The 20773-nt window shown below is 62.2% G+C and carries 20 protein-coding genes and 2 rRNA genes; 10 read left to right on the forward strand and 12 right to left on the reverse strand.

Going from position 1 to position 20773, the window contains the following annotated elements:
- Window positions 1-63 precede the first annotated feature (63 nt).
- The 4 genes from DCN14_RS26435 (at window position 64) to DCN14_RS26450 (ending at window position 2456) form a co-directional block, all read left to right on the forward strand.
- A complete protein-coding gene (locus DCN14_RS26435) occupies window positions 64-300 on the forward strand; it encodes a (2Fe-2S)-binding protein (RefSeq protein ID WP_096508961.1) in 237 nt (78 codons plus the stop codon).
- A 217-nt stretch (window positions 301-517) separates the two neighbouring features.
- Window positions 518-1246, forward strand: a complete 729-nt coding sequence (locus tag DCN14_RS26440; protein ID WP_096508962.1) for an energy transducer TonB — start codon at window positions 518-520, stop codon at window positions 1244-1246.
- Window positions 1247-1282: 36 nt separating this feature from the next.
- On the forward strand, window positions 1283-2014 hold the full coding sequence (locus DCN14_RS26445; RefSeq protein WP_096508963.1) for a MotA/TolQ/ExbB proton channel family protein: 732 nt from the start codon (window positions 1283-1285) through the stop codon (window positions 2012-2014).
- 13 nt (window positions 2015-2027) lie between these two features.
- Window positions 2028-2456, forward strand: coding sequence for a biopolymer transporter ExbD (locus DCN14_RS26450; protein ID WP_096508964.1), 429 nt, complete (start codon window positions 2028-2030; stop codon window positions 2454-2456).
- A 368-nt stretch (window positions 2457-2824) separates the two neighbouring features.
- On the opposite strand, the gene DCN14_RS26455 is transcribed toward DCN14_RS26450, so the two are convergent.
- Entirely contained in the window at window positions 2825-3802 is a 978-nt protein-coding gene (locus DCN14_RS26455; RefSeq protein WP_096508965.1) for a LysR family transcriptional regulator, read from the reverse strand.
- A 122-nt stretch (window positions 3803-3924) separates the two neighbouring features.
- Between DCN14_RS26455 and DCN14_RS26460 the strand changes: the two genes are divergently transcribed.
- From DCN14_RS26460 to DCN14_RS26470, 3 genes are all read left to right on the forward strand, one after another.
- A complete protein-coding gene (locus DCN14_RS26460; RefSeq protein ID WP_096508966.1) occupies window positions 3925-4797 on the forward strand; it encodes a pirin family protein in 873 nt (290 codons plus the stop codon).
- 98 nt (window positions 4798-4895) lie between these two features.
- Window positions 4896-5378, forward strand: coding sequence for an SRPBCC family protein (locus DCN14_RS26465; RefSeq protein WP_096508967.1), 483 nt, complete (start codon window positions 4896-4898; stop codon window positions 5376-5378).
- A 138-nt stretch (window positions 5379-5516) separates the two neighbouring features.
- Complete coding sequence (locus DCN14_RS26470; protein ID WP_096508968.1) at window positions 5517-5762, forward strand: hemin uptake protein HemP; 246 nt, start codon at window positions 5517-5519, stop codon at window positions 5760-5762.
- 322 nt (window positions 5763-6084) lie between these two features.
- On the opposite strand, the gene DCN14_RS26480 is transcribed toward DCN14_RS26470, so the two are convergent.
- The 5 genes from DCN14_RS26480 to uvrB all read right to left on the reverse strand — a co-directional run bounded on the left by DCN14_RS26480 (window position 6085) and on the right by uvrB (window position 11629).
- Window positions 6085-7482, reverse strand: coding sequence for a 4Fe-4S binding protein (locus DCN14_RS26480; RefSeq protein WP_096508970.1), 1398 nt, complete (start codon window positions 7480-7482; stop codon window positions 6085-6087).
- Complete coding sequence (locus DCN14_RS26485) at window positions 7479-8321, reverse strand: FTR1 family protein (protein WP_096508971.1); 843 nt, start codon at window positions 8319-8321, stop codon at window positions 7479-7481. The genes DCN14_RS26480 and DCN14_RS26485 overlap by 4 nt, the downstream gene beginning before the upstream one ends.
- 58 nt (window positions 8322-8379) lie before the next feature.
- Window positions 8380-8712, reverse strand: a complete 333-nt coding sequence (locus DCN14_RS26490) for a cupredoxin domain-containing protein (RefSeq protein WP_096508972.1) — start codon at window positions 8710-8712, stop codon at window positions 8380-8382.
- Between the two features lie 55 nt (window positions 8713-8767).
- On the reverse strand, window positions 8768-9319 hold the full coding sequence (locus DCN14_RS26495) for an iron transporter (protein WP_096508973.1): 552 nt from the start codon (window positions 9317-9319) through the stop codon (window positions 8768-8770).
- A gap of 219 nt (window positions 9320-9538) precedes the next feature.
- Window positions 9539-11629, reverse strand: coding sequence for an excinuclease ABC subunit UvrB (gene uvrB, locus DCN14_RS26500; RefSeq protein WP_096508974.1), 2091 nt, complete (start codon window positions 11627-11629; stop codon window positions 9539-9541).
- Between the two features lie 249 nt (window positions 11630-11878).
- On the opposite strand from uvrB, the gene DCN14_RS26510 reads away from it, so the two are divergent.
- Window positions 11879-13078: an amino acid aminotransferase gene (locus tag DCN14_RS26510; protein ID WP_096508975.1), complete on the forward strand. Its 1200-nt coding sequence runs from the start codon at window positions 11879-11881 to the stop codon at window positions 13076-13078.
- A 103-nt stretch (window positions 13079-13181) separates the two neighbouring features.
- Here the strand turns inward: DCN14_RS26510 and DCN14_RS26515 are convergent, their stop codons facing one another.
- Window positions 13182-13970 (reverse strand): 3-hydroxybutyrate dehydrogenase, encoded by a 789-nt coding sequence (locus DCN14_RS26515; protein ID WP_115531452.1) that lies wholly within the window; start codon window positions 13968-13970, stop codon window positions 13182-13184.
- A gap of 161 nt (window positions 13971-14131) precedes the next feature.
- Here DCN14_RS26515 and DCN14_RS26520 point away from each other — a divergent pair, with 161 nt between their 5' ends.
- Both DCN14_RS26520 and rlmJ read left to right on the forward strand, forming a co-directional pair.
- Entirely contained in the window at window positions 14132-15103 is a 972-nt protein-coding gene (locus DCN14_RS26520) for an aldo/keto reductase (RefSeq protein WP_096509053.1), read from the forward strand.
- A gap of 112 nt (window positions 15104-15215) precedes the next feature.
- The gene (gene rlmJ, locus DCN14_RS26525; protein ID WP_096509052.1) at window positions 15216-16061 is read left to right on the forward strand and encodes a 23S rRNA (adenine(2030)-N(6))-methyltransferase RlmJ; all 846 of its coding nucleotides are present in this window, start codon (window positions 15216-15218) and stop codon (window positions 16059-16061) included.
- 15 nt (window positions 16062-16076) lie between these two features.
- On the opposite strand, the gene DCN14_RS26530 is transcribed toward rlmJ, so the two are convergent.
- The 5 genes from DCN14_RS26530 to DCN14_RS26550 all read right to left on the reverse strand — a co-directional run bounded on the left by DCN14_RS26530 (window position 16077) and on the right by DCN14_RS26550 (window position 20712).
- Window positions 16077-16445: a hypothetical protein gene (locus tag DCN14_RS26530; RefSeq protein ID WP_096509054.1), complete on the reverse strand. Its 369-nt coding sequence runs from the start codon at window positions 16443-16445 to the stop codon at window positions 16077-16079.
- 114 nt (window positions 16446-16559) lie between these two features.
- Complete coding sequence (locus DCN14_RS26535) at window positions 16560-16706, reverse strand: DUF3563 family protein (protein WP_006478295.1); 147 nt, start codon at window positions 16704-16706, stop codon at window positions 16560-16562.
- 215 nt (window positions 16707-16921) lie between these two features.
- Entirely contained in the window at window positions 16922-17326 is a 405-nt protein-coding gene (gene cueR / locus DCN14_RS26540; protein WP_096509051.1) for a Cu(I)-responsive transcriptional regulator, read from the reverse strand.
- A 242-nt stretch (window positions 17327-17568) separates the two neighbouring features.
- Window positions 17569-17681, reverse strand: a 5S ribosomal RNA gene (gene rrf, locus DCN14_RS26545).
- Window positions 17682-17831: 150 nt separating this feature from the next.
- Window positions 17832-20712 (reverse strand): 23S ribosomal RNA (locus tag DCN14_RS26550).
- Window positions 20713-20773: the final 61 nt, after the last annotated feature.

A 20773-nucleotide genomic window follows, 5' to 3' on the forward strand; every position in this document is an offset into this window, starting at 1 on the left:
CTTGTCAACGCCCGCAAATTTAATGATAATAATTCGCATTAACGTTAGCTATCGCAACTCATCATGATCGTCTGCGTGTGCAAGTCTGTTTCCGATCGCAAGATTCGCGCGTCCCTCGCCGAGGGCGTCAACTCTTTCGATGAACTCCAGTTCGAGCTTGGCGTGGCCATGTGCTGCGGCAAGTGCGAGGAGTCCGTACGCGACCTCATGGCCGAGCAAGGTGTCTGCGCGAGCCGGTGCGGTGTCGAGCACCACGCTCACCCGATCCCGGTGACGTTCTACGACCGCAAGGCCGCCTGAGCGGCGCGGGGCGTACGTATGCGGCCCGGCCGCACTGTTTGTTTCGACCGTCAGCAAGCCACCATCCGCGCGAGCCAGCGGCTTACCTGCCAAGGAGCCTGTTATGGAATTGCTGATCGGATTTGTGACCACCGTTTGCATCTCGCTGCTGATCTTCCGCAAGTGATGCCGATTCACCCGTCGCCCCCCGGGTGCGGCGTCGTTCTTTCAAGCTAACATGCAGGCTTCACAATCCGCTCCCGCCGGCGTCTTGCCGGCTGCTCCACGTATGAATCCCCGGGTCATCGCTGTCGCGGTCGGTGTGCTGGCCGCACACGCGATCATGCTGACGGCCGCATGGCTCCATCGCAACGCACCGCCGCCGAAGGAAGTCGCGGTACAGTCGATCACCGCGCAGCTCATTCCGCCGGCGCCGGCTGCCCAGCCGGTCGCGGTCCAGTCGGCTGCACAGCAACCTACGCCGCCCAAGCCCACGCCTCGCGTGAAGCCGAAGGTCGAGCCCAGGCCAGTGCGGAAAGCCATCCCGACACCTCAGCCGGTCGCGCAGGCACCGTCGCCGACACCCGCGCCGGCAGCCATCGATCCGACACCGGCCCCCGCCGCACCAGCGCCTGCTGCGCCGGCTGCAGCACCCGGCCCGGCGCGCGAGACGATGCAGGTCAGCGCGCCGAAGAACGTCTCGGCGCTCACCTGCAATTTCGTGAAACCCGCCTATCCGTCGATGTCGAAGCGACGCGGCGAAACGGGCACCGCCTATGTTCACTTCATTATCGGCGTGACGGGCAAGATAGAAAGCGTCCAGTTGCAGAAGAGCAGCGGCTACCCGCGTCTCGACGAAGCCGCGCTCGAGGCAACGCGCGCCAGCACCTGTCCGCCGTACATCGAGAACGGCCAGGCGATCCGCGCCGCCCACACGCTGCCCTTCAACTTCACGCTCGACGACTAACCCGTCATATTCGGTAGATTCAAAGGAAACAAGAAAATGCAAAGCTACGGTATCGCGCACGTCTGGGCGCAAGGTGATTTCGTCACGCGCGCCATCGCGATCACACTGCTCGTGATGTCGGTCCTGTCGTGGATCGTGATCGTCGTCAAGGGCTGGAACGTGGTTCGCTTGAACCGTCTCACGAAGAATGCCGAGCAGGCCTTCTGGCATTCGGACAATTTCGACGACGGCGTCAAGAAGCTCGGCCTTACCGCATCGACGCCGAGCGAGAACCCGTTCCTCGCGCTCGCGCTGTCGGGCAAGGAAGCCGCCGATCACCACCATCAGACGCAACCGCACCTGCACGACCGCATGGACGTGTCGGACTGGGTCACGCGCTGCCTGAAGGACACGATGGACGAAGGCATCTCGCGAATGCAGGCCGGCCTCGCGATTCTCGCGTCGATCGGCAGCACGGCACCGTTCGTCGGCCTGTTCGGCACGGTCTGGGGCATCTATCACGCGCTGCTCGCGATCGGCGCAACCGGCCAGACGTCGATCGACCAGGTCGCGGGCCCGGTCGGCGAATCGCTGATCATGACGGCCTTCGGCCTGTTCGTCGCGATTCCCGCGGTGCTCGGCTACAACGCGCTGACCCGCGCGAACAAGGGTGTCGTCAGCAAGCTGCGCCGCTTCGCACACGGTCTGCACGCGTACTTCGTGACGGGCGCGAGCCTCGCGTCGTCGTCGACCCGCGACGGCCTGCGTCTCGCGACGCGCGCCAGCTGAGACGGGGCGAACCATGGCAATGAACACCGGTTTCAGCGACGATGACGACGATGGCGTGATGAGCGAGATCAACATGACGCCGCTCGTCGACGTCATGCTCGTACTCCTGATCATTTTCCTCGTGACGATCCCGGCGATGCAGCACGCGGTGAAAATCGACCTGCCGCATGCAAGCAGTCAACCCGTCGACGAGAAACCGCAAACGGTCGACGTCGCGATCGAAGGCAATGGCACGCTCCTGTGGAACAACGAGACGGTCACGCGCGAACAACTGCAGGCGCACATCGCGGAAGCGGCACAGCATCAGCCTCAACCGGAGTTGCACCTGCGTGCCGACCGCAAGGTTGCATATGAGCGCGTCGCCGAAGTGATGTCGGATGCGCAGGCCGGCGGCCTGACGAAACTCGGCTTCGTGACGGAGCCGGCCGCGAAGGCGAAGTAACGCACGCGCGTTGCGCGCGTGGCCGGTAGCAGCTTGCCGGCCGCACACAAAGTAAAAGGCCTTCATCGCCAGATGAAGGCCTTTTTTCATGCGCACGCGGGCGCCTTCGGGCGGCGGGCTCTTCGGCGGTATCGGTTGCACCTCGAGCAACGCAAATGCGGCTACCGTGGTCTGCACGGACTGCGCGTTCTGCCCTATCTGGCTCGCAATATATGCGGCCACCTGATTCCGCTCAGAACTTCCTTCACGAAATGGGATTTCAATATAGGCCCGCGCGCTCGCGCATTCAAGGCCCCGCCGATTGAAACTTGCGATTGCAGGCGGCGCTTCAATGACAAAACAAATTTGCCATGACGCGCATCTTCCATTCAGGTGGACGAAGCATCGGCTGCCGCCGCTTCCTTCTTCGCGCGCTCGGGGCACCCCGGCTGCTTGTATTCGCCATGGTCGAGCTTCTCGACCAGATAGTCGACGAACGCACGCACGGCCGGCGGCATCCCCTGCCGCGAGACGAACACGGCATAGAGCTGCGGCACCGGCAGCGTCCAGCCCGGCATCACCGGCGACAGCTGGCCCGCGCGCAGCGCGTTGCCGTACATCATCTCGGGCAGCGCCGCGATGCCGAGCCCGTCGAGCACCGCTTCGCGGATCGTCATCAGGTCGGCCGTCACGAGGCGCGGATCGTGCTCGTGCAAATGACGCGTACCGTCCGGTGCGATCAGGTTGAACACGTGCCGCCCGTCGACGCTCGGCGTATCGAGCGTCTCGAAGTGCGCCAGATCGTCCGGCACCAGCGGCGGCGCGTTCTGGTTCAGCAGGCTCGGCGCGCCGACCAGCATCTGCTCGGTACGCCACAGCGGCCGCACGACGATGTTTGCGTTCTGCGGCGGCTCCGAGCGCACGCGCAACGCGACGTCGATCGAATCCTCGAACAGGTCGATCACGCGATTCGTCACACGGATGTGCACCTTCACTTCGGGATAGCGGTGCAGGAATTCAGGGAGGAGGCGCGACAGCATCGTCTGCGACAGCGTGACGGGCACGCTGACGCGCACCGAACCGCGCGGCGACGCGCGCAGTTGCTGCACGGCGTTCATCGCGGCCTGGGCTTCGGCGAGCATCGCCTGGCAGTGCTGGTAGAACAGTTCCCCCGCCTCGGTCAGCGCGAGCTTGCGCGTCGAGCGCTGCAGCAGGCGCACGCCGAGCGCCGCCTCGAGTTCGGTCAGGCGCCGCGACAGGCGCGATTTCGAGATACCCAGCACGCGCTCGGCCGCCGAGAAACCGCCATGCTCGACGACCTGCGAAAAGTACATGAGGTCGTTCAGGTTGTGTGCATCGATGTTCATGTCATCGTTCCAATTTCAGAACAATCCATTGCGAACCGCCGCAAATCGGACGGTAAAACGCCCAATATAATAGCGCTATGTTTCAAAAATAACGCTATTCCGATGATATCGAGGGCTTCTGCATGACGACCGCTCGCTCGCTTGACCGCACGTACCCCGCACTTCGCACGACCGAAGGCGGCGGCTTCGTGGTTCACCGCCCGTTTCCGACCCGGCTGCTGATGGATTTCGATCCGTTCCTGCTGCTCGATGAAATGGGTCCCGTCGACTATGCGCCCGGCGAAGCCAAGGGCGCACCCGACCATCCGCATCGCGGCTTCGAGACCGTGACGTACGTGCTCGACGGGCACTTTCGCCATCGCGACTCGGCCGGCCATGCCGGCGCGCTCGGGCCCGGCGACGTGCAATGGATGACCGCCGGTGCCGGCGTCGTGCACAGCGAGATGCCGGACCCGGCGTTCGCGCAGGCAGGCGGACGCTCGCACGGCTTCCAGCTGTGGGTCAACCTGCCGCGCCGTGACAAGCTGATCGCGCCGCGCTACCAGGAGATTGCGGCCGACCGCATCCCGAGCGCGACGTCGCCGGACGGTCGTGCGCACGTCCGCGTGATCGCCGGCGAGGCATTCGGCGTACGCGCGGCGATCGAAACGCGCACACCGATCCTCTACCAGCATTTCACGCTGCAACCGGGCGCATCGGTCTCCCAGCCGGTGCCGGCGGGCTATCGCGTGTTCGCCTATCCGCTCGATGGAGCAGGCCGTTACGGGCCCGATAGACAGCTTGTCGACGCACGGCACATGGTGGTCTACGGCGATGACGGCGACGCAGTGACATTCGAAGCCGGCGATACGCCGCTCGACCTGCTGCTGATCGGCGGCGTGCCGCTCAACGAGCCGATCGTCCGCTACGGGCCGTTCGTGATGAATACCGAGGAAGAGATCCGGCAAGCCGTCGTCGACTACCAGACCGGCCGCATGGGACGCATCGAGGCGTGACGCCCGATCGGGACGCGGGTGCCGCGAAATGGTGCGTTTTGCGTCACAATGACTCCTTGAACCATGTGGCCGTCCGCCACCAGAAGGAACCCGTCCCCTTGAACTTCGAACATCTGATCCAGATCAACTCCGACGATCCGGCCGTGCCGTCCCTCACCCGCGCGCAGCTCTGGGAAGGTCTCGTGCTGCGCGCCGAACAGCCGCAGCTGTTCGTGATCGGCCTCGACAGCTGTGTCGTCCACGAACGAACGGACACGACGCTCGAACGCGAACTGCATTACGGCCATGCGACCGTGCGCGATCGCGTGACGCTCACGCCGAACCAGCAAGTGCGCTACGACATCCACGCAGCGGGCGGCGAAATCGGCGGCTCGCTGACGATGACGATCGAGGAACGCGACGACCACGAGCTGTTCCTGCGCTTCGAATACCACACGACGCTGACCGTCACGGACGACAGCGAGGAAGCGCGCCAGACGCACGGCATCGTCAAGGAAGCGTATCGCACGTCGGACATCGACACGGTGCGCCTGATCCGTGAATACGCGCAGGGCCGCAAGGACCCGGATCCGCTGCACTGACGGGCCGGGCGGTCCACGGGCCGCCCTTTTGACTCAGGCTATCAGATTGACCGTTTCGATCGATAAAGAGTTTTTGTAAATGGGAATAGTTATCATTTAGAATTCATTCCATCGTATCGACAGTCACCGATCAACCGAATGACCGACACCACGCGCCCGACCACGCTGACCTTGCGCCGCCCGACCGGCACCGCAGGCGGCAACCGTCAAAAGACGGCAGCGGTCACGACGCCGGCAAAGCCGGCTGCAAGCCGCGATGCAGGCACACGGGTCGTCAGCAGCGATGCGCTGCTGCAAGGCCACAGCCACATCAGCATCGCGCACAACGGAGAAACTTATCAGCTGCGCGCCACGCGGCTCGGCAAGCTGATCCTGACGAAGTAACGACAGAGTATTGTGGGGACCACCTCCCTGAGAGGTGTTGGGCAGTAGCCAGCGTAACGGCTTGCACGCGAGATCTAGACCCCTTCGTGCAAACACACTCAAGCAGCCGTTGCAGCAAGCCAAGCCACTTTTTTTGGTTCTCGCACAAGGAAGAAAAAAAGCGACACGTCCTTCGACGTGTCGCTTTTTTGTTTGGGTGGCCGGACGCGGAAAGAACAAGTATCCGGCCCGTCCACCCTGCTGTTCGAGCGCTTCGGAGCCGGTAACGGAACCTCGTCCACCGGTTGCGAAGCGCAACGGCCGTGAGGCCGTCGATGCTGCGTCAGAAACCCCAGAACATCAGCCACCACGCACTGTCGACGACGGCGAGGCCGGCCGCGAAACATGCGAATGCAGCCAGGCGGCGCGGCCACGCCGCATAGCGTCCCGTCACCTTCCATGCGAGCCAGGCGCTCCATGCATTGGCACCGACCAGAATCGCGATGCGCACGTCCGTCGCCCAGCCGAGCGGCACGTGCTCGGCCCGCAGCAGCGACAGCGTCGTCGCCGACAGTCCGAGGAACACGCCCGCGCCGGCGATCGGGATCAGCGCCTGTGCGAGATGATGGAGACGCACGCGATCGAAGCGACCGAGCATCAGCGTCGCGCCGGCCAGCAGCACGAGCAGTGCCGTGCCGTACACGAGCCCCGTCCCGACGATGTAGCTGACGATCAGGCCGCCGTCGAGCCACGAAAACACGTCGTTGCGATCCGGGTAATGCGTGAGCAGGAACCACGGCGCATTGGTCTCGAGCGGCCACGTGATGTCGTGATCGATCAGCCAGCCCGCGAGCCATTGCTTGATCTGCACGAACCACGGGCTGACGGTCCAGTGGAACGCGCCGATCGCGACGCCGAGCAGGCCGTACAGGATCAGTGCCGTGTCCCACGGATTCGCCTGCTGCGCGCCGAGGTTCACGACTTCGTCGGACGGCGAGCGCAACGACAGCGAGATTGCATCGCGATGCCCGCTGCAGCGGCCGCACATATGGCACGACGCCGCGCCCTTCATGCTGCGCAACGGCACGAGCGGCGCGCAGTTGATCGGAATCACGCGATGGCCATGTTCGCCGTTCTTGTACGAGCGGCGCCACGCCTCCTCGTCGACCTTGTAGCGCATCGGCGCGAGCCGCGACAGCAGCCCGAACACGCCGTTGACCGGGCACAGGTACTTGCACCACACGCGCTTCTCGCGGCCGTACAGCAAGCCGATCACGATCGCGCCGACGGTCGAGCCGCCGAGCACGAACAGTACCGCGAGCGGGTACTGGTACACGCTGACCATCTGTCCGTAGATCGTCGTGAGCCCGAACGCGACGAACGGCCAGCCGCCCCACCGCATCCAGCGCGGAATCGCGCCGCCGCGGCCGAACTTGCTCGCATATTCGGTCAGTGCGCCTTCCGGGCACAGCACGCCGCACCAGACGCGGCCGAGCATCACCATCGACAGCAGCACGAACGGCCACCAGATGCCCCAGAACACAAACTGCGCAATCAGCGTGAGATTGCTCCACAGGTGCGCGGAATCGTCCGGCAGCGGCAACACCGCCGGCACGATGATCAGGAACGCGTAGACGCCGACGACGACCCACTGGATGCCGCGGATCACCGCGCCGTGGCGCTGCATCCACTGGCCGGCCTGCGCGAGCCAGCCCGGCTTGGCTGCGGCGACAACACTCATGCCGTGCGGCCCGCGGTAACGGCCGGACGGCGGCTCGCGCGCTTCATCAGCAGCCACACGACCGCCCAGTACACCGCATACGCGACCAGATTGGTCAGCGCCGGATGTGCGCGGTAGCCCGTTAGCGTGGCGACGAGCGAGCCGAACGTGCTCGAATCGTCGAGGATCCCGGACGTGTCCCACACCTGCGAAATGCCGAGCGGCAGGATTTCCTTGTCGATCAGCTTGTCGACGCCCGTCTGGAACAGGCCCGCGCCCAGGAACAACAGCATGATTTCGGTCACGCGGAAGAAATGCCGCCACGAGAAGTACTTGCCGCCGAGCTGCAGCAAATAGAACGTGAGGAACGCGAGGCCCAGACCGATCACGACCGCGAGCATCTGGCTGCCGTCCACGTGCCCCGACTGGCCGAATCCGAGGCCGTACAGGAAGATCACCGTCTCGCTGCCTTCGCGGGCAATCGCGAGTGCGACCAGCACCCCGACGCCCCACCAGTTCGAATCGCGCGTGCTCTGCTGCAGCGAGTGCTCCATGTCGCGCTTGAGCGTGCGGCCGTGCCGGCGCATCCACAGCACCATCTGCACGATCAGCACGCACGCGACCAACACCATCGCGGTCTGGAAATAGTCCTGCGCGTCGCCGGACAGCACTTCGGTAAAGCCGACGAGCGCGGCGCCGAGGCCGACGGCCATCAGCAAGCCGACCGCGACACCCGTCCACAGATACGGCAGGCCGCGACGCGCATCGTCGTCGCCGTTCTTCAGCCATGCGTAGAGAATGCCGACGACGAGCAGCGCTTCGACGCTCTCCCGCCAGACGATGAACAAGATCTGACCCATTGAATCCTCCTGACGCGCGGGGCAAGGCACTCGTGCGCCCGCACGCAGATAAAACGCGTTACTTCGCGACGATCACGCCCTGTGCCTGCTGGTGGAAATCGTCGAAAAACTTGTATTCGCCCGGCGACAGCGGGGCGACGACCACGAACGAATCGGCGCCCGGCGCAAGCACCTTCTCCTTGCGCAACTGCACGCTCTCGAATTCGGCGGCACCCTTGCCGGTATTCTTGATCTCGATCTTGAAGCGTTGGCCGGCCGGCACTTCGATGCGGGCGGGGTTCAGCTTGCCGTCCGTCATCTCGAGCTTGAACGTCGGCAGATCGGCGGCATGCGCCGCGCCGGCGAGCCACAGCGCGGCGGCTGCGGCGGCGATTTTCTGGGGAAATTTCATTCTGGGTTCTCTACGCCGACGGCGCGCCTGAGCGCGCCGTCCGTGATGCCACCGATCAGTACCCGCCCTTCTTGCCGATACCGGCGAACGGGAAGTCGTATTCGAGGGTGATGGGCTTGAACCACGGGCCCACGCCCGTTTCCTTGTCGACGTGGCGGCCGAACGCCATGTGGCCCGACTGCATCGGCGGCTTGACGGTCATCGTCAGGTGGTACTTGCCGGGGCCGGCCAGCTTCACGTTGTCGCCATAGTGCGGGCCGTCGCTCGCCACCATCGCCATCAGGTCGCCTTCGGCCTTCCACTTCGTGTCGCCCTGCTTCGTCAGCTTGTACGTGACCTGCAGGTACGGCATCCAGTCGCCTTCCGCGAAACCCGTCGGGTTGTTCTTGACCGCGTGGATATCGGCCTCGAGGTGAACGTCGGAATCCGACGCCTTGCGCATCATCCCTTCCGGATCCATCGTGATCGGCTGCAGATACACCGCGCCGATTTCCATGCCACCCTGGATCTGCTGCTTGCCGATCGGATATTCGGCAGCCGAGGCCGACATCGCGGCAAGCGCCGCCGCTACCGCAACCGACGTGCGGATGAACGAAGAACCCAACATGGACACTCCTTGTTATTTGTCTGACGACCTGCGCGGCGCCCTCCCGGGCGCCGCGCTGAAAACACTAACGCAACGAATAACGTTAATGCGAACTATTCTCAATACTTGCGAAGTTTAGCACCGAACGGCCTCCGGAACAAACGGGGTCCCGCGTAAACCCCTGATCCCACAAGGCTTACAACGCCGTTACCGGAATATTTCAGTGACGTTTGGAAAGATTTACCGGCCGCCGCTGACGTGGTCGCCCACGTTCGCGCCAAATACGCGTTCGCGCAGCAGCGCAAGCTGGTCGCGGGTGGCCGCAGCCTTCTCGAACTCCAGGTTCTTCGCGTAATCGGCCATCTGCTTTTCGAGGCGCTTGATTTCCTTCGCGATCTGCTTTTCCGACATGTCCTCGAATTTCGCGCGCTGCTGCGCTTCCTTCAGCTCCGCACGCGCGTCGTCGGCGTTGTAGACGCCGTCGATGATGTCCTTGATGCGCTTCACCACGCCGCGCGGCGTGATCCCCATTTTCTCGTTGTGCGCGATCTGCTTCGCACGACGCCGCTCGGTTTCGCCGATCGCGCGCTTCATCGACTCGGTCATGTTGTCGGCATAAAGAATCGCCTTGCCGTTCACGTTGCGCGCCGCCCGGCCGATCGTCTGGATCAGCGAGCGCTCGGCGCGCAGGAAGCCTTCCTTGTCCGCGTCGAGGATCGCGACGAGCGACACCTCGGGAATGTCCAGACCCTCGCGAAGCAGGTTGATCCCGACCAGCACGTCGAACGTGCCGAGCCGCAGGTCGCGGATGATCTCGACCCGCTCCACTGTGTCGATGTCGCTGTGCAGGTAGCGCACCTTGACGCCGTGGTCGGCCAGGAACTCGGTGAGCTGCTCGGCCATCCGCTTCGTCAGCGTCGTGATCAGCACACGCTCGCCGACGTTCACGCGCGCGTTGATCTCGGTCAGCACGTCGTCGACCTGCGAGCTCGCCGGCCGGACTTCGATTTCCGGATCGACGAGCCCGGTCGGCCGCACCACCTGCTCGGCGATCTGCCCCGTCACGCGCTGTTCGTAGTCGGCCGGCGTCGCCGACACGAACACCACCTGGCGCATCTTGCGCTCGAACTCCGGGAACTTGAGCGGCCGGTTGTCCAGCGCGGACGGCAGCCGGAAGCCATAGTTGACGAGGTTCTCCTTGCGCGCGCGGTCGCCGTTGTACATCCCGTTCAACTGGCCGATCAGCACGTGCGATTCGTCGAGCAGCATCAGCGCGTCGGGCGGCAGGTAATCGACGAGGGTCGGCGGCGGCTCGCCGGGCGCGGCGCCGGAGAAATGCCGCGAATAGTTCTCGATGCCCTTGCAGAAGCCGAGCTCCTGCAGCATCTCGAGGTCGAAACGCGTACGCTGTTCGAGGCGCTGCGCCTCGACGAGCTTGCCGTCGCGGTGGAAGAACTCGAGGCGCTCGCGCAATTCGTCCTTGATCGTCTCGACCGCGCGCATCACGGTGTCGCGCGGCGTCACGTAGTGCGACGACGGATAGACGGTGAAGCGCGGAATCTTCTGCCGCACGCGCCCGGTCAGCGGGTCGAACAGTTGCAGCGTCTCGACCTCGTCGTCGAACAGCTCGACGCGCACGGCCATCTCCGCGTGTTCGGCCGGGAAGATGTCGATCGTGTCGCCGCGCACGCGGAACGTGCCGCGCTGGAAGTCCTGTTCGTTGCGCGAATATTGCATCGCGATCAGCCGCGCGATCACGTCGCGCTGGCCGAGCTTGTCGCCCGTGCGCAGCGTCAGGATCATCTGGTGGTACTCGGACGGGTTGCCGATACCGTAGATCGCCGACACCGTCGCGACGATCACCACGTCGCGGCGCTCCATCAGGCTCTTCGTCGCCGACAGCCGCATCTGCTCGATGTGCTCGTTGATCGACGAATCCTTCTCGATGAACAGGTCGCGCTGCGGCACGTACGCTTCCGGCTGGTAATAGTCGTAGTACGAGACGAAGTACTCGACCGCGTTGCGCGGGAAGAACTCGCGGAATTCCGCGTAGAGCTGCGCCGCGAGCGTCTTGTTCGGCGCGAACACGATCGCCGGGCGGCCGAGCCGCGCGATCGTGTTGGCCATCGTGAAGGTCTTGCCCGAACCCGTCACGCCGAGCAGCGTCTGGAATGCAAGGCCGTCGCCGACGCCTTCGACGAGCGTTTCGATCGCGGTCGGCTGGTCGCCTGCGGGCGGGTACGGTTGATACAGCTGGAATGGCGACCCTTCGAAGGTCACGAATTTCGATTCGTCGAGCGCGTCGCCGACTTCGGCGTGATGTTCGGACATGGAGTGCGGCCGGAGCGAGGGCAAAAAAACTATTCTAGCGCTTCGCGGCAGGACAGACCGCTGACGGCTCCTGACGCACGGCCGTCGCCCGAAATCGCGATTTGCCGCGCAATCACCGCCCCGGCCATCGTGAATTCGCTACAATATCAGGCTGCTGCGCTTTCCGGCGCCGTGCCGTTGGCGCGCGGTCCGCTGCGCCCGCCCCGCCGGCTGAAAGCCTGACCCTCTTTTCACTACTGCCGAATCATCATGTCGCTCTTCTCCGCTGTCCAGCTTGCTCCCCGCGACCCGATCCTGGGCCTGAACGAAGCTTTCAACGCCGATGCGCGTCCGACCAAGGTCAACCTCGGCGTCGGCGTGTACACGAACGAAGAAGGCAAGATTCCGCTGCTGCGCGCCGTCCGCGAAGCGGAGAAGGCACGTGTCGACGCAGGCCTGCCGCGCGGCTACCTGCCGATCGACGGGATCGCCGCCTACGATGCGGCCGTGCAAAAGCTGCTGCTCGGCAACGATTCGCCGCTGATCGCCGCAGGCCGCGTGGTCACGGCGCAAGCACTGGGCGGCACGGGCGCGCTGAAGATCGGCGCCGATTTCCTGCGCACCGTGAACCCGAACGTGAAAGTCGCGATCAGCGATCCGAGCTGGGAAAACCACCGTGCACTGTTCGAAGCCGCCGGCTTCGAAGTCGTCGCCTACCCGTACTACGACGCTGCCACCAACGGCGTGAACTTCGAAGGCATGCTGTCGGCACTGAACGGCTACGCAGCCGGCACGATCGTCGTGCTGCACGCGTGCTGCCACAACCCGACCGGCGTGGACCTGACCGAAGCGCAATGGCAACAAGTCGTCGACGTCGTGAAGGCACGCAACCTCGTGCCGTTCCTCGACATGGCCTACCAGGGCTTCGGCGAGAACATCGAGGCTGACGCCGCCGCCGTGCGTCTGTTTGCCGCGGCCGACCTGAATGCGTTCGTGTCGTCGTCGTTCTCGAAGTCGTTCTCGCTGTACGGCGAACGCGTCGGCGCGCTGTCGATCATCACGTCGAGCAAGGAAGAAGCGACGCGCGTTCTGTCGCAACTGAAGCGCGTGATCCGCACGAACTACTCGAACCCGCCGACCCACGGTGGCGCAGTCGTCGCAGCAGTGCTGGCGTCGCCGGAGCTGCAAGCTTCGTGGGTGCAGGAACTCGGCGAAATGCGCGACCGTATCCGCGCGATGCGCAACGGCCTCGTCGAGCGCCTGAAGGCGAGCGGCGTCGATCGCGACTTCAGCTTCATCAACGCACAGCGCGGGATGTTCTCGTATTCGGGCCTGACCTCGGCGCAAGTCGATCGCCTGCGCGAAGAGTTCGGCATCTACGCGGTCGGCACGGGCCGCATCTGCGTCGCAGCACTGAACACGCGCAACCTCGACGCAGTCGCCACTGCCGTCGCAGCTGTGCTGAAGTAAATCGGCATCGAGAGGCGGCCGCCGTCACCAGGCCGCCCTGCCGAAATGCAAAACGCGCTCCCCGGAGCGCGTTTTTTTATGCCGGCCGGCTTGCCGGCATGCGTTACTGCATGAACCAGCCGTGGCTGACGACGAACGACTGGCCGGTGAGCGCGGCGCTCGGGAACGCCGACAGGAACAGCACCGTCTGCGCGACGTCCTGCACCGTCGTGAACACGCCGTCGACCGTGTTGCCCAGCATCACCTTCTTGATCACGTCCTCTTCGCTGATCCCGAGCTCCTTCGCCTGCTCCGGAATCTGCTTGTCGACCAGCGGCGTGCGCACGAAGCCCGGACACACCACGTGCGAGCGCACGTTGTGCTTCGCGCCTTCCTTCGCCAGCACGCGTGCCAGACCGAGCAGGCCGTGCTTGGCCGTCACGTACGCCGACTTCAGCGGCGACGCTTCGTGCGAGTGCACCGAACCCATGTAGATCACGACGCCGCCGCGATCGTCCTTGTACATGTGCTTGAGCGCGGCCTTGGTCGTCAGGAACGCGCCGTCGACGTGGATCGCCTGCATCTTCTTCCAGTCGGCGAACGAGTAGTTCTCGATCGGGTTGACAATCTGGATGCCTGCGTTCGACACGAGGATGTCGACCGAGCCGAACGCTTCGGCCACCTTGTCGATGCCGCTGTTGACCGCGTCCTCGTTGGTCACGTCCATCGCGACGCCGATTGCCTTGCCGCCTGCCTTGTTGATCTCGTCGGCAACCGCGTTTGCGCCGTCCTGGTTCAGGTCGGCGATCGCGACGGCCGCGCCCGCTTTCGCGAGTTCGAGTGCGATTTCCTTGCCGATGCCGCTCGCGGCGCCCGTGACGACTGCGGTCTTGCCATTCAGATCTGCTGCCATGTCCGTCTCCTTCCGTTATCGGATCCAAAAAGCGCGCCCGTGCGTCCGCTTTCGTCGCACGGGCGTGCACGCGGGCCAGCCGCTATTGTGCACGATCGGCCCCGCCGTTCGCGCGCAAAACGTCTAAGCTTAAGGTCGGTTTCGGGTCGAGGGAGATTCACATGCACTATCGACGACTAGGCCGCTCCGGCCTGCAGGTCAGCGCGCTTTCGCTCGGTTCGTGGGTCACGTACGGCAATCAGGTCGACCAGCGGGTCGCCCGCGAATGCCTCGCGGCGGCCCGCGATGCGGGTGTCAATTTCTTCGACAACGCGGAGGTCTACGCGGGCGGAAAGTCGGAGGAAATCATGGGCCAGGCCCTGAAGTCGCTCGGCTGGCCGCGTATCAGCTACCTGGTATCGACGAAGTTCTTCTGGGGCCTCGCGGAAGCGCCGAACCAGTACCACACGCTCAACCGGAAATATCTGCTGAACGCCATCGACGGCTCGCTGCATCGGCTGCAGCTCGACTACGTCGACCTCGTCTATTGCCATCGCCCGGATCCGAACACGCCGATCGAGGAAACCGTCTGGGCGATGAGCGACATGATCGTACGCGGCAAGGCGCTGTACTGGGGCACGTCCGAATGGAGCGCCGACGAGATCCGCGCCGCGTACGAAATCGCCGAGCGGCACCATCTGCACAAGCCGGTCGTCGAACAGCCGCAGTACAACCTGTTCCACCGTACCCGGGTCGAACAGGAATATGCGCGGCTCTTCGACGACTACGGTATGGGTCTTACGACCTGGAGCCCGCTGGCATCGGGGTTGCTCACCGGCAAATACCGCAACGGAGTGCCACCCGACAGCCGCGCGCAACTGCACGGTTACGACTGGCTCCTCGACCGGCTGACGGATCCGGCCAGTAACGATGTCGTCGAGCGGCTCGGGCAGATCGCGGCCGAACTCGGCTGCAGCACCGGCCAGCTCGCAATCGCATGGGTGCTCGCGAATCCGCGCGTGAGCTCGGTGATTACGGGCGCGTCGCGGCTCGAACAGATCGGCGACAACATGCGCGCGCTCGACGTCGTCGCGAAGTTGACACCGGAGGTCAGGCAACGCATCGAGGCGGTAGTCGGCGACGCATACGAGTAAGGCGACTCACGGCCACTCGCGTACAATACGCGGCCGCATCGGCGCCCGGCTCGTCAGCCGCGCGCGATCGTCCGTTTTCATCGATTCATCTTTTCGTTCCAGGCAGCCAGCCATGCTCAGTTATCGTCACGGTTTTCACGCAGGCAATCACGCGGACGTGCTCAAGCACGCCGTCGTCGTCCAGCTGCTGCGCTACCTGAACAAGAAGGACAAGTCGTACTGGTACATCGATACGCACGCGGGCGCCGGCGTGTACTCGCTGCGCGACGGCTACGCGGCGAAGACCGCGGAATTCGATACCGGCATCGGCCCGCTGTGGAACGACAAGAACCTGCCTGAAGCGCTGGGCGACTACATCGACGAAGTGCGCGCGCTGAACGACGACGGCGAGTTGCAGTTCTATCCGGGCTCCCCGTATCTCGCATGGCGATCGATGCGCGAGCAGGACCGGATGCGCCTGTTCGAAATGCACACGACGGAAATCGACGTGCTGCGTCATAACTTTCGCGATGCAGGGCGACGCGCGATGATCTTCGCCGGCGACGGCTTCGAGGGTATCAAGGCACTGCTGCCGCCGGCACCGCGCCGCGCACTCGTTCTGATCGATCCGTCCTACGAGGATAAAAAGGACTACGCGCGAACCATCACGTGCGTCACGGAATGCCTGAAGCGGTTCGCGACGGGTTGCTACGCGATCTGGTATCCGCAAGTTGCGCGGGTCGAGTCGCAGCGTTTTCCGGAACAACTGAAGCGTCTGCAGCCGAACAACTGGCTGCACCTGACGTTGACGGTATCGAACCCGCCCGCGGACGGACTGGGCCTCTACGGCAGCGGAATGTTCATCCTGAATCCGCCCTACACCCTCGCGCAGAGCATGAACGAAGCGCTACCCTACCTCGTGGAACGACTCGGGCAGGATAGCGGCGCGCGGTGCCAGATCGAGCACCGCGGAAACTGAGCGGGCCAGCCGCCGTTACGGCTGCGGTCGCGGCATAGGCCGTGGCTGATTGGCCGGTGACGCGCCCCAGCCGGGGACATTGATATACGGCGCGACAAACAGCGGAACCGACGAATTCGACGTCTGCCCGGCCGGCGTTCGGATACTCGCCGGTTCGACGATCGGCTCGGACGACAGCGGTGCGGTTTGCAACACCAGGCCGCCCTTGCCGTCCTGAATGCCATGCTGCGTGTCGAGAATCAGCGGCCTGGATGCGGTCGCGGCCCCCGCCGCGACACAATGGAAGAGCACCGCAACGCCCAGAACGAGGCGCGTGCGAAGAACGGAACGCACATTGAGACGCAAGCGCATGGTCGTATTCTTCCGGTTCAAAAGCAGGCCCATACCATAGCGCTGCATCACCGATTTCACCAGATCCGGCGCACAAAAAAACAAAGCCCCGTCAATACGGGGCTTGCTTTTCGTTCGGTGCCACACGGCACCTGACGGTGACTCCGATTACAGCGAGTAGCCGTTGGTTTCGAGCGAACGGATACGGCTCTCGAGCTGGACGATGTCCGACGACGTGGCGAGGTAAGCCTCACGGCGCTCACGCTCTGCGGATTCGAACCAGTTGCTCAGCTTTTCAACGATGTAGGCGATCATGACGTTCTCCAAGGAAGGGGGGACCCCTGGCGAATCGAGATTCAGGGATTTCCCGTATAGGGTTATCCCGAATTATAGCGATGCCGCACCAAGATGCTAGTGAAATACTTGCATGGAAGCCATTCCTGTTTGGAATGAACCTTGAAGCATCGCCGCCAACTCGTTGATTTCCATGGAAATTGCCTCAGGGCCCATTTTGGCCTCGAGGACATGCACTAATCTGGTTCACCGACTGGATCCGCCAAACGCGCCAAAATCGGGCATTCCGGGCGTCCGTCACCATGGCAGTGCGCGGCCAGATCGGCCAGCGTGTTGCGCATGTCGCTCAACTCCGCGATGCGCTTGTCGAGTTCGGCCACGTGTTCGAGGGCGATCGACTTCACTTCGGCGCTCGCGCGCGAGCGGTCTTGCCAGAGCATCAGCAGCTTGCGGATATCCTCGACGAGGAAGCCGAGCCGTCGTGCCTGACGGATGAAGCGCAGAATATGAACTTCGTCCGGACCGTAGATCCGATATCCGGCGTCGCTACGCTTGCTCGGCGCCAGCAGGCCGACTTGTTCGTAGTACCGGATCATTTTTGCACTGACGCCGGATTCGCGTGACGCGTCACCGATATTCATTCCCCCGCCCCCTCCATCAAGCCCAGCTTCGAACGCGAATGCCGGCACGGACGTGCCGGCGACGACACTTCGATCGTATCAAATCGCGTCGTTTCGTTCCGGGATGGGTATTGGTTGGCGAGATCAACCTTAGGTCGGCATGTCTGCGAAGCGGCTTGCCCATCTCCACACTGCCCGCTCGCATTTCGGCCGCACCAATGCAAAAACCCCCGCCTTTTGGGCGGGGGTTCTCGGCTTAGGAAGCCTGACGATTACCTACTTTCACACGGGTATCCGCACTATCATCGGCGTAGAGTCGTTTCACGGTCCTGTTCGGGATGGGAAGGGGTGGGACCGACTCGCTATGGTCATCAGGCAAGAGGGTTGTCACGCTGCTTCGCAACGCGACCAATCCTGGAAGAAGCAGTAATCTTGGTTGTGTGTATCACACACGAGAATCCAACCTGTCGCCTGGATCCTGCTCAGTGCCTTCGCACCGCGCCGATCTACAAGGCAGACTTGTTATAGGATCAAGCCTTACGGGCAATTAGTATCAGTTAGCTGAACGCATTACTGCGCTTACACACCTGACCTATCAACGTCCTGGTCTCGAACGACCCTTCAAGGGGATCCAGTCCCCAGGGATATCTCATCTTAAGGCGAGTTTCCCGCTTAGATGCTTTCAGCGGTTATCTCTTCCGAACATAGCTACCCGGCGATGCCACTGGCGTGACAACCGGTACACCAGAGGTTCGTCCACTCCGGTCCTCTCGTACTAGGAGCAGCCCCCTTCAAATATCCAACGCCCACGGCAGATAGGGACCAAACTGTCTCACGACGTTTTAAACCCAGCTCACGTACCTCTTTAAATGGCGAACAGCCATACCCTTGGGACCGGCTACAGCCCCAGGATGAGATGAGCCGACATCGAGGTGCCAAACACCGCCGTCGATATGAACTCTTGGGCGGTATCAGCCTGTTATCCCCAGAGTACCTTTTATCCGTTGAGCGATGGCCCTTCCATACAGAACCACCGGATCACTATGACCTGCTTTCGCACCTGCTCGACTTGTCGGTCTCGCAGTTAAGCACGCTTATGCCATTGCACTATCAGCACGATTTCCGACCGTACCTAGCGTACCTTCGTACTCCTCCGTTACGCTTTGGGAGGAGACCGCCCCAGTCAAACTGCCTACCATGCACTGTCCCCGACCCGGATCACGGGCCAAGGTTAGAACCTCAAACAAACCAGGGTGGTATTTCAAGGACGGCTCCACCGAAACTAGCGTTCCGGTTTCATAGCCTCCCACCTATCCTACACAGATCGGTTCAAAGTCCAATGCAAAGCTACAGTAAAGGTTCATGGGGTCTTTCCGTCTAGCCGCGGGTAGATTGCATCATCACAAACACTTCAACTTCGCTGAGTCTCGGGAGGAGACAGTGTGGCCATCGTTACGCCATTCGTGCAGGTCGGAACTTACCCGACAAGGAATTTCGCTACCTTAGGACCGTTATAGTTACGGCCGCCGTTTACCGGGACTTCAATCAAGAGCTTGCACCCCATCATTTAATCTTCCGGCACCGGGCAGGCGTCACACCCTATACGTCCACTTTCGTGTTTGCAGAGTGCTGTGTTTTTATTAAACAGTCGCAGCCACCAGTTTATTGCAACCCCTTCACCCTCTGCGCGCAGGCGCATCAAGCTACAAGGGCGTACCTTATCCCGAAGTTACGGTACCAATTTGCCGAGTTCCTTCTCCCGAGTTCTCTCAAGCGCCTTAGAATACTCATCTCGCCCACCTGTGTCGGTTTGCGGTACGGTCATCGTTAGACTGAAGCTTAGAGGCTTTTCTTGGAACCACTTCCAATTGCTTCGCTCCCTAGGGAGCTCGCGCCACACCCTTGAATCCTGCGCCCGGATTTGCCTAAGCGCCTTCTCCAATGCAGCGACCGGGACTTCCAACACCCGGACAACCTTCCGCGATCCGTCCCCCCATCGCATCTAACAATGGTGCAGGAATATTGACCTGCTTCCCATCAGCTACGCATTTCTGCCTCGCCTTAGGGGCCGACTCACCCTACGCCGATGAACGTTGCGTAGGAAACCTTGGGCTTACGGCGAGGGGGCCTTTCACCCCCTTTATCGCTACTCATGTCAGCATTCGCACTTCTGATACCTCCAGCATCCCTTCCGAGACACCTTCGCAGGCTTACAGAACGCTCTCCTACCATGCACATAAATGTGCATCCGCAGCTTCGGTATATAGCTTAGCCCCGTTACATCTTCCGCGCAGGACGACTCGATCAGTGAGCTATTACGCTTTCTTTAAAGGGTGGCTGCTTCTAAGCCAACCTCCTGACTGTTTTAGCCTTCCCACTTCGTTTCCCACTTAGCTATATTTGGGGACCTTAGCTGGCGGTCTGGGTTGTTTCCCTCTTGACACCGGACGTTAGCACCCGATGTCTGTCTCCCGTGATTGCACTCTTCGGTATTCGGAGTTTGCTATGGCGGGGTAATCTGCAATAGACCCCCCAACCATGACAGTGCTCTACCCCCGAAGGTGAGACACGAGGCACTACCTAAATAGTTTTCGGAGAGAACCAGCTATTTCCAAGTTTGTTTAGCCTTTCACCCCTATCCACAGCTCATCCCCTAACTTTTCAACGTTAGTGGGTTCGGACCTCCAGTACGTGTTACCGCACCTTCATCCTGGCCATGGATAGATCACTTGGTTTCGGGTCTACGCCCAGCAACTGAACGCCCTATTCGGACTCGCTTTCGCTACGCCTGCCCTATACGGTTAAGCTTGCTACTGAACGTAAGTCGCTGACCCATTATACAAAAGGTACGCCGTCACCCCTTGCGAGGCTCCGACTGTTTGTATGCATGCGGTTTCAGGATCTATTTCACTCCCCTCCCGGGGTTCTTTTCGCCTTTCCCTCACGGTACTGGTTCACTATCGGTCGATCACGAGTATTTAGCCTTGGAGGATGGTCCCCCCATCTTCAGACAGGATTTCACGTGTCCCGCCCTACTTGTCGCACACCTAGTTCTTTCATACTGCTTTCGCCTACAGGGCTATCACCTGCTATGGCCGCACTTTCCAGAGCGTTCGGCTAACAATACAAATAAAGAGTGCAAGGCTCATCCCATTTCGCTCGCCACTACTTTGGGAATCTCGGTTGATTTCTTTTCCTGCGGTTACTTAGATGTTTCAGTTCACCGCGTTCGCTTCGCATAGCCTATGTATTCAGCTATGGATACTCCAAAAGGAGTGGGTTTCCCCATTCGGACATCTACGGATCAAAGCTCGTTTGCCAGCTCCCCGTAGCTTTTCGCAGGCTACCGCGTCCTTCATCGCCTGTGATCGCCAAGGCATCCACCACATGCACTTGTTCGCTTGACCCTATAACGAGTCTGTCTCGTTACAGGTTGAGTTCTCGCGTTGTGCCGTATTCCAATTGAGC

The organism is Burkholderia sp. IDO3, assembly GCF_003366075.1.
GTDB lineage: Bacteria > Pseudomonadota > Gammaproteobacteria > Burkholderiales > Burkholderiaceae > Burkholderia > Burkholderia anthina.

What these genes read in the sequence shown, in the direction of transcription:
- DCN14_RS26510 (WP_096508975.1), top strand. Translation starts at nt 11,879, where the DNA reads ATGTCGCTCTTCTCCGCTGTCCAGCTTGCTCCCCGCGACCCGATCCTG.
- DCN14_RS26495 (WP_096508973.1), bottom strand. Translation starts at nt 9,319, where the DNA reads ATGTTGGGTTCTTCGTTCATCCGCACGTCGGTTGCGGTAGCGGCGGCG.
- DCN14_RS26485 (WP_096508971.1), bottom strand. Translation starts at nt 8,321, where the DNA reads ATGGGTCAGATCTTGTTCATCGTCTGGCGGGAGAGCGTCGAAGCGCTG.
- DCN14_RS26470 (WP_096508968.1), top strand. Translation starts at nt 5,517, where the DNA reads ATGACCGACACCACGCGCCCGACCACGCTGACCTTGCGCCGCCCGACC.
- rlmJ (WP_096509052.1), top strand. Translation starts at nt 15,216, where the DNA reads ATGCTCAGTTATCGTCACGGTTTTCACGCAGGCAATCACGCGGACGTG.
- DCN14_RS26490 (WP_096508972.1), bottom strand. Translation starts at nt 8,712, where the DNA reads ATGAAATTTCCCCAGAAAATCGCCGCCGCAGCCGCCGCGCTGTGGCTC.
- DCN14_RS26445 (WP_096508963.1), top strand. Translation starts at nt 1,283, where the DNA reads ATGCAAAGCTACGGTATCGCGCACGTCTGGGCGCAAGGTGATTTCGTC.
- DCN14_RS26480 (WP_096508970.1), bottom strand. Translation starts at nt 7,482, where the DNA reads ATGAGTGTTGTCGCCGCAGCCAAGCCGGGCTGGCTCGCGCAGGCCGGC.
- uvrB (WP_096508974.1), bottom strand. Translation starts at nt 11,629, where the DNA reads ATGTCCGAACATCACGCCGAAGTCGGCGACGCGCTCGACGAATCGAAA.
- cueR (WP_096509051.1), bottom strand. Translation starts at nt 17,326, where the DNA reads ATGAATATCGGTGACGCGTCACGCGAATCCGGCGTCAGTGCAAAAATG.
- DCN14_RS26435 (WP_096508961.1), top strand. Translation starts at nt 64, where the DNA reads ATGATCGTCTGCGTGTGCAAGTCTGTTTCCGATCGCAAGATTCGCGCG.
- DCN14_RS26535 (WP_006478295.1), bottom strand. Translation starts at nt 16,706, where the DNA reads ATGATCGCCTACATCGTTGAAAAGCTGAGCAACTGGTTCGAATCCGCA.
- DCN14_RS26450 (WP_096508964.1), top strand. Translation starts at nt 2,028, where the DNA reads ATGGCAATGAACACCGGTTTCAGCGACGATGACGACGATGGCGTGATG.
- DCN14_RS26440 (WP_096508962.1), top strand. Translation starts at nt 518, where the DNA reads ATGCAGGCTTCACAATCCGCTCCCGCCGGCGTCTTGCCGGCTGCTCCA.
- DCN14_RS26520 (WP_096509053.1), top strand. Translation starts at nt 14,132, where the DNA reads ATGCACTATCGACGACTAGGCCGCTCCGGCCTGCAGGTCAGCGCGCTT.
- DCN14_RS26530 (WP_096509054.1), bottom strand. Translation starts at nt 16,445, where the DNA reads ATGGGCCTGCTTTTGAACCGGAAGAATACGACCATGCGCTTGCGTCTC.
- DCN14_RS26460 (WP_096508966.1), top strand. Translation starts at nt 3,925, where the DNA reads ATGACGACCGCTCGCTCGCTTGACCGCACGTACCCCGCACTTCGCACG.
- DCN14_RS26515 (WP_115531452.1), bottom strand. Translation starts at nt 13,970, where the DNA reads ATGGCAGCAGATCTGAATGGCAAGACCGCAGTCGTCACGGGCGCCGCG.
- DCN14_RS26455 (WP_096508965.1), bottom strand. Translation starts at nt 3,802, where the DNA reads ATGAACATCGATGCACACAACCTGAACGACCTCATGTACTTTTCGCAG.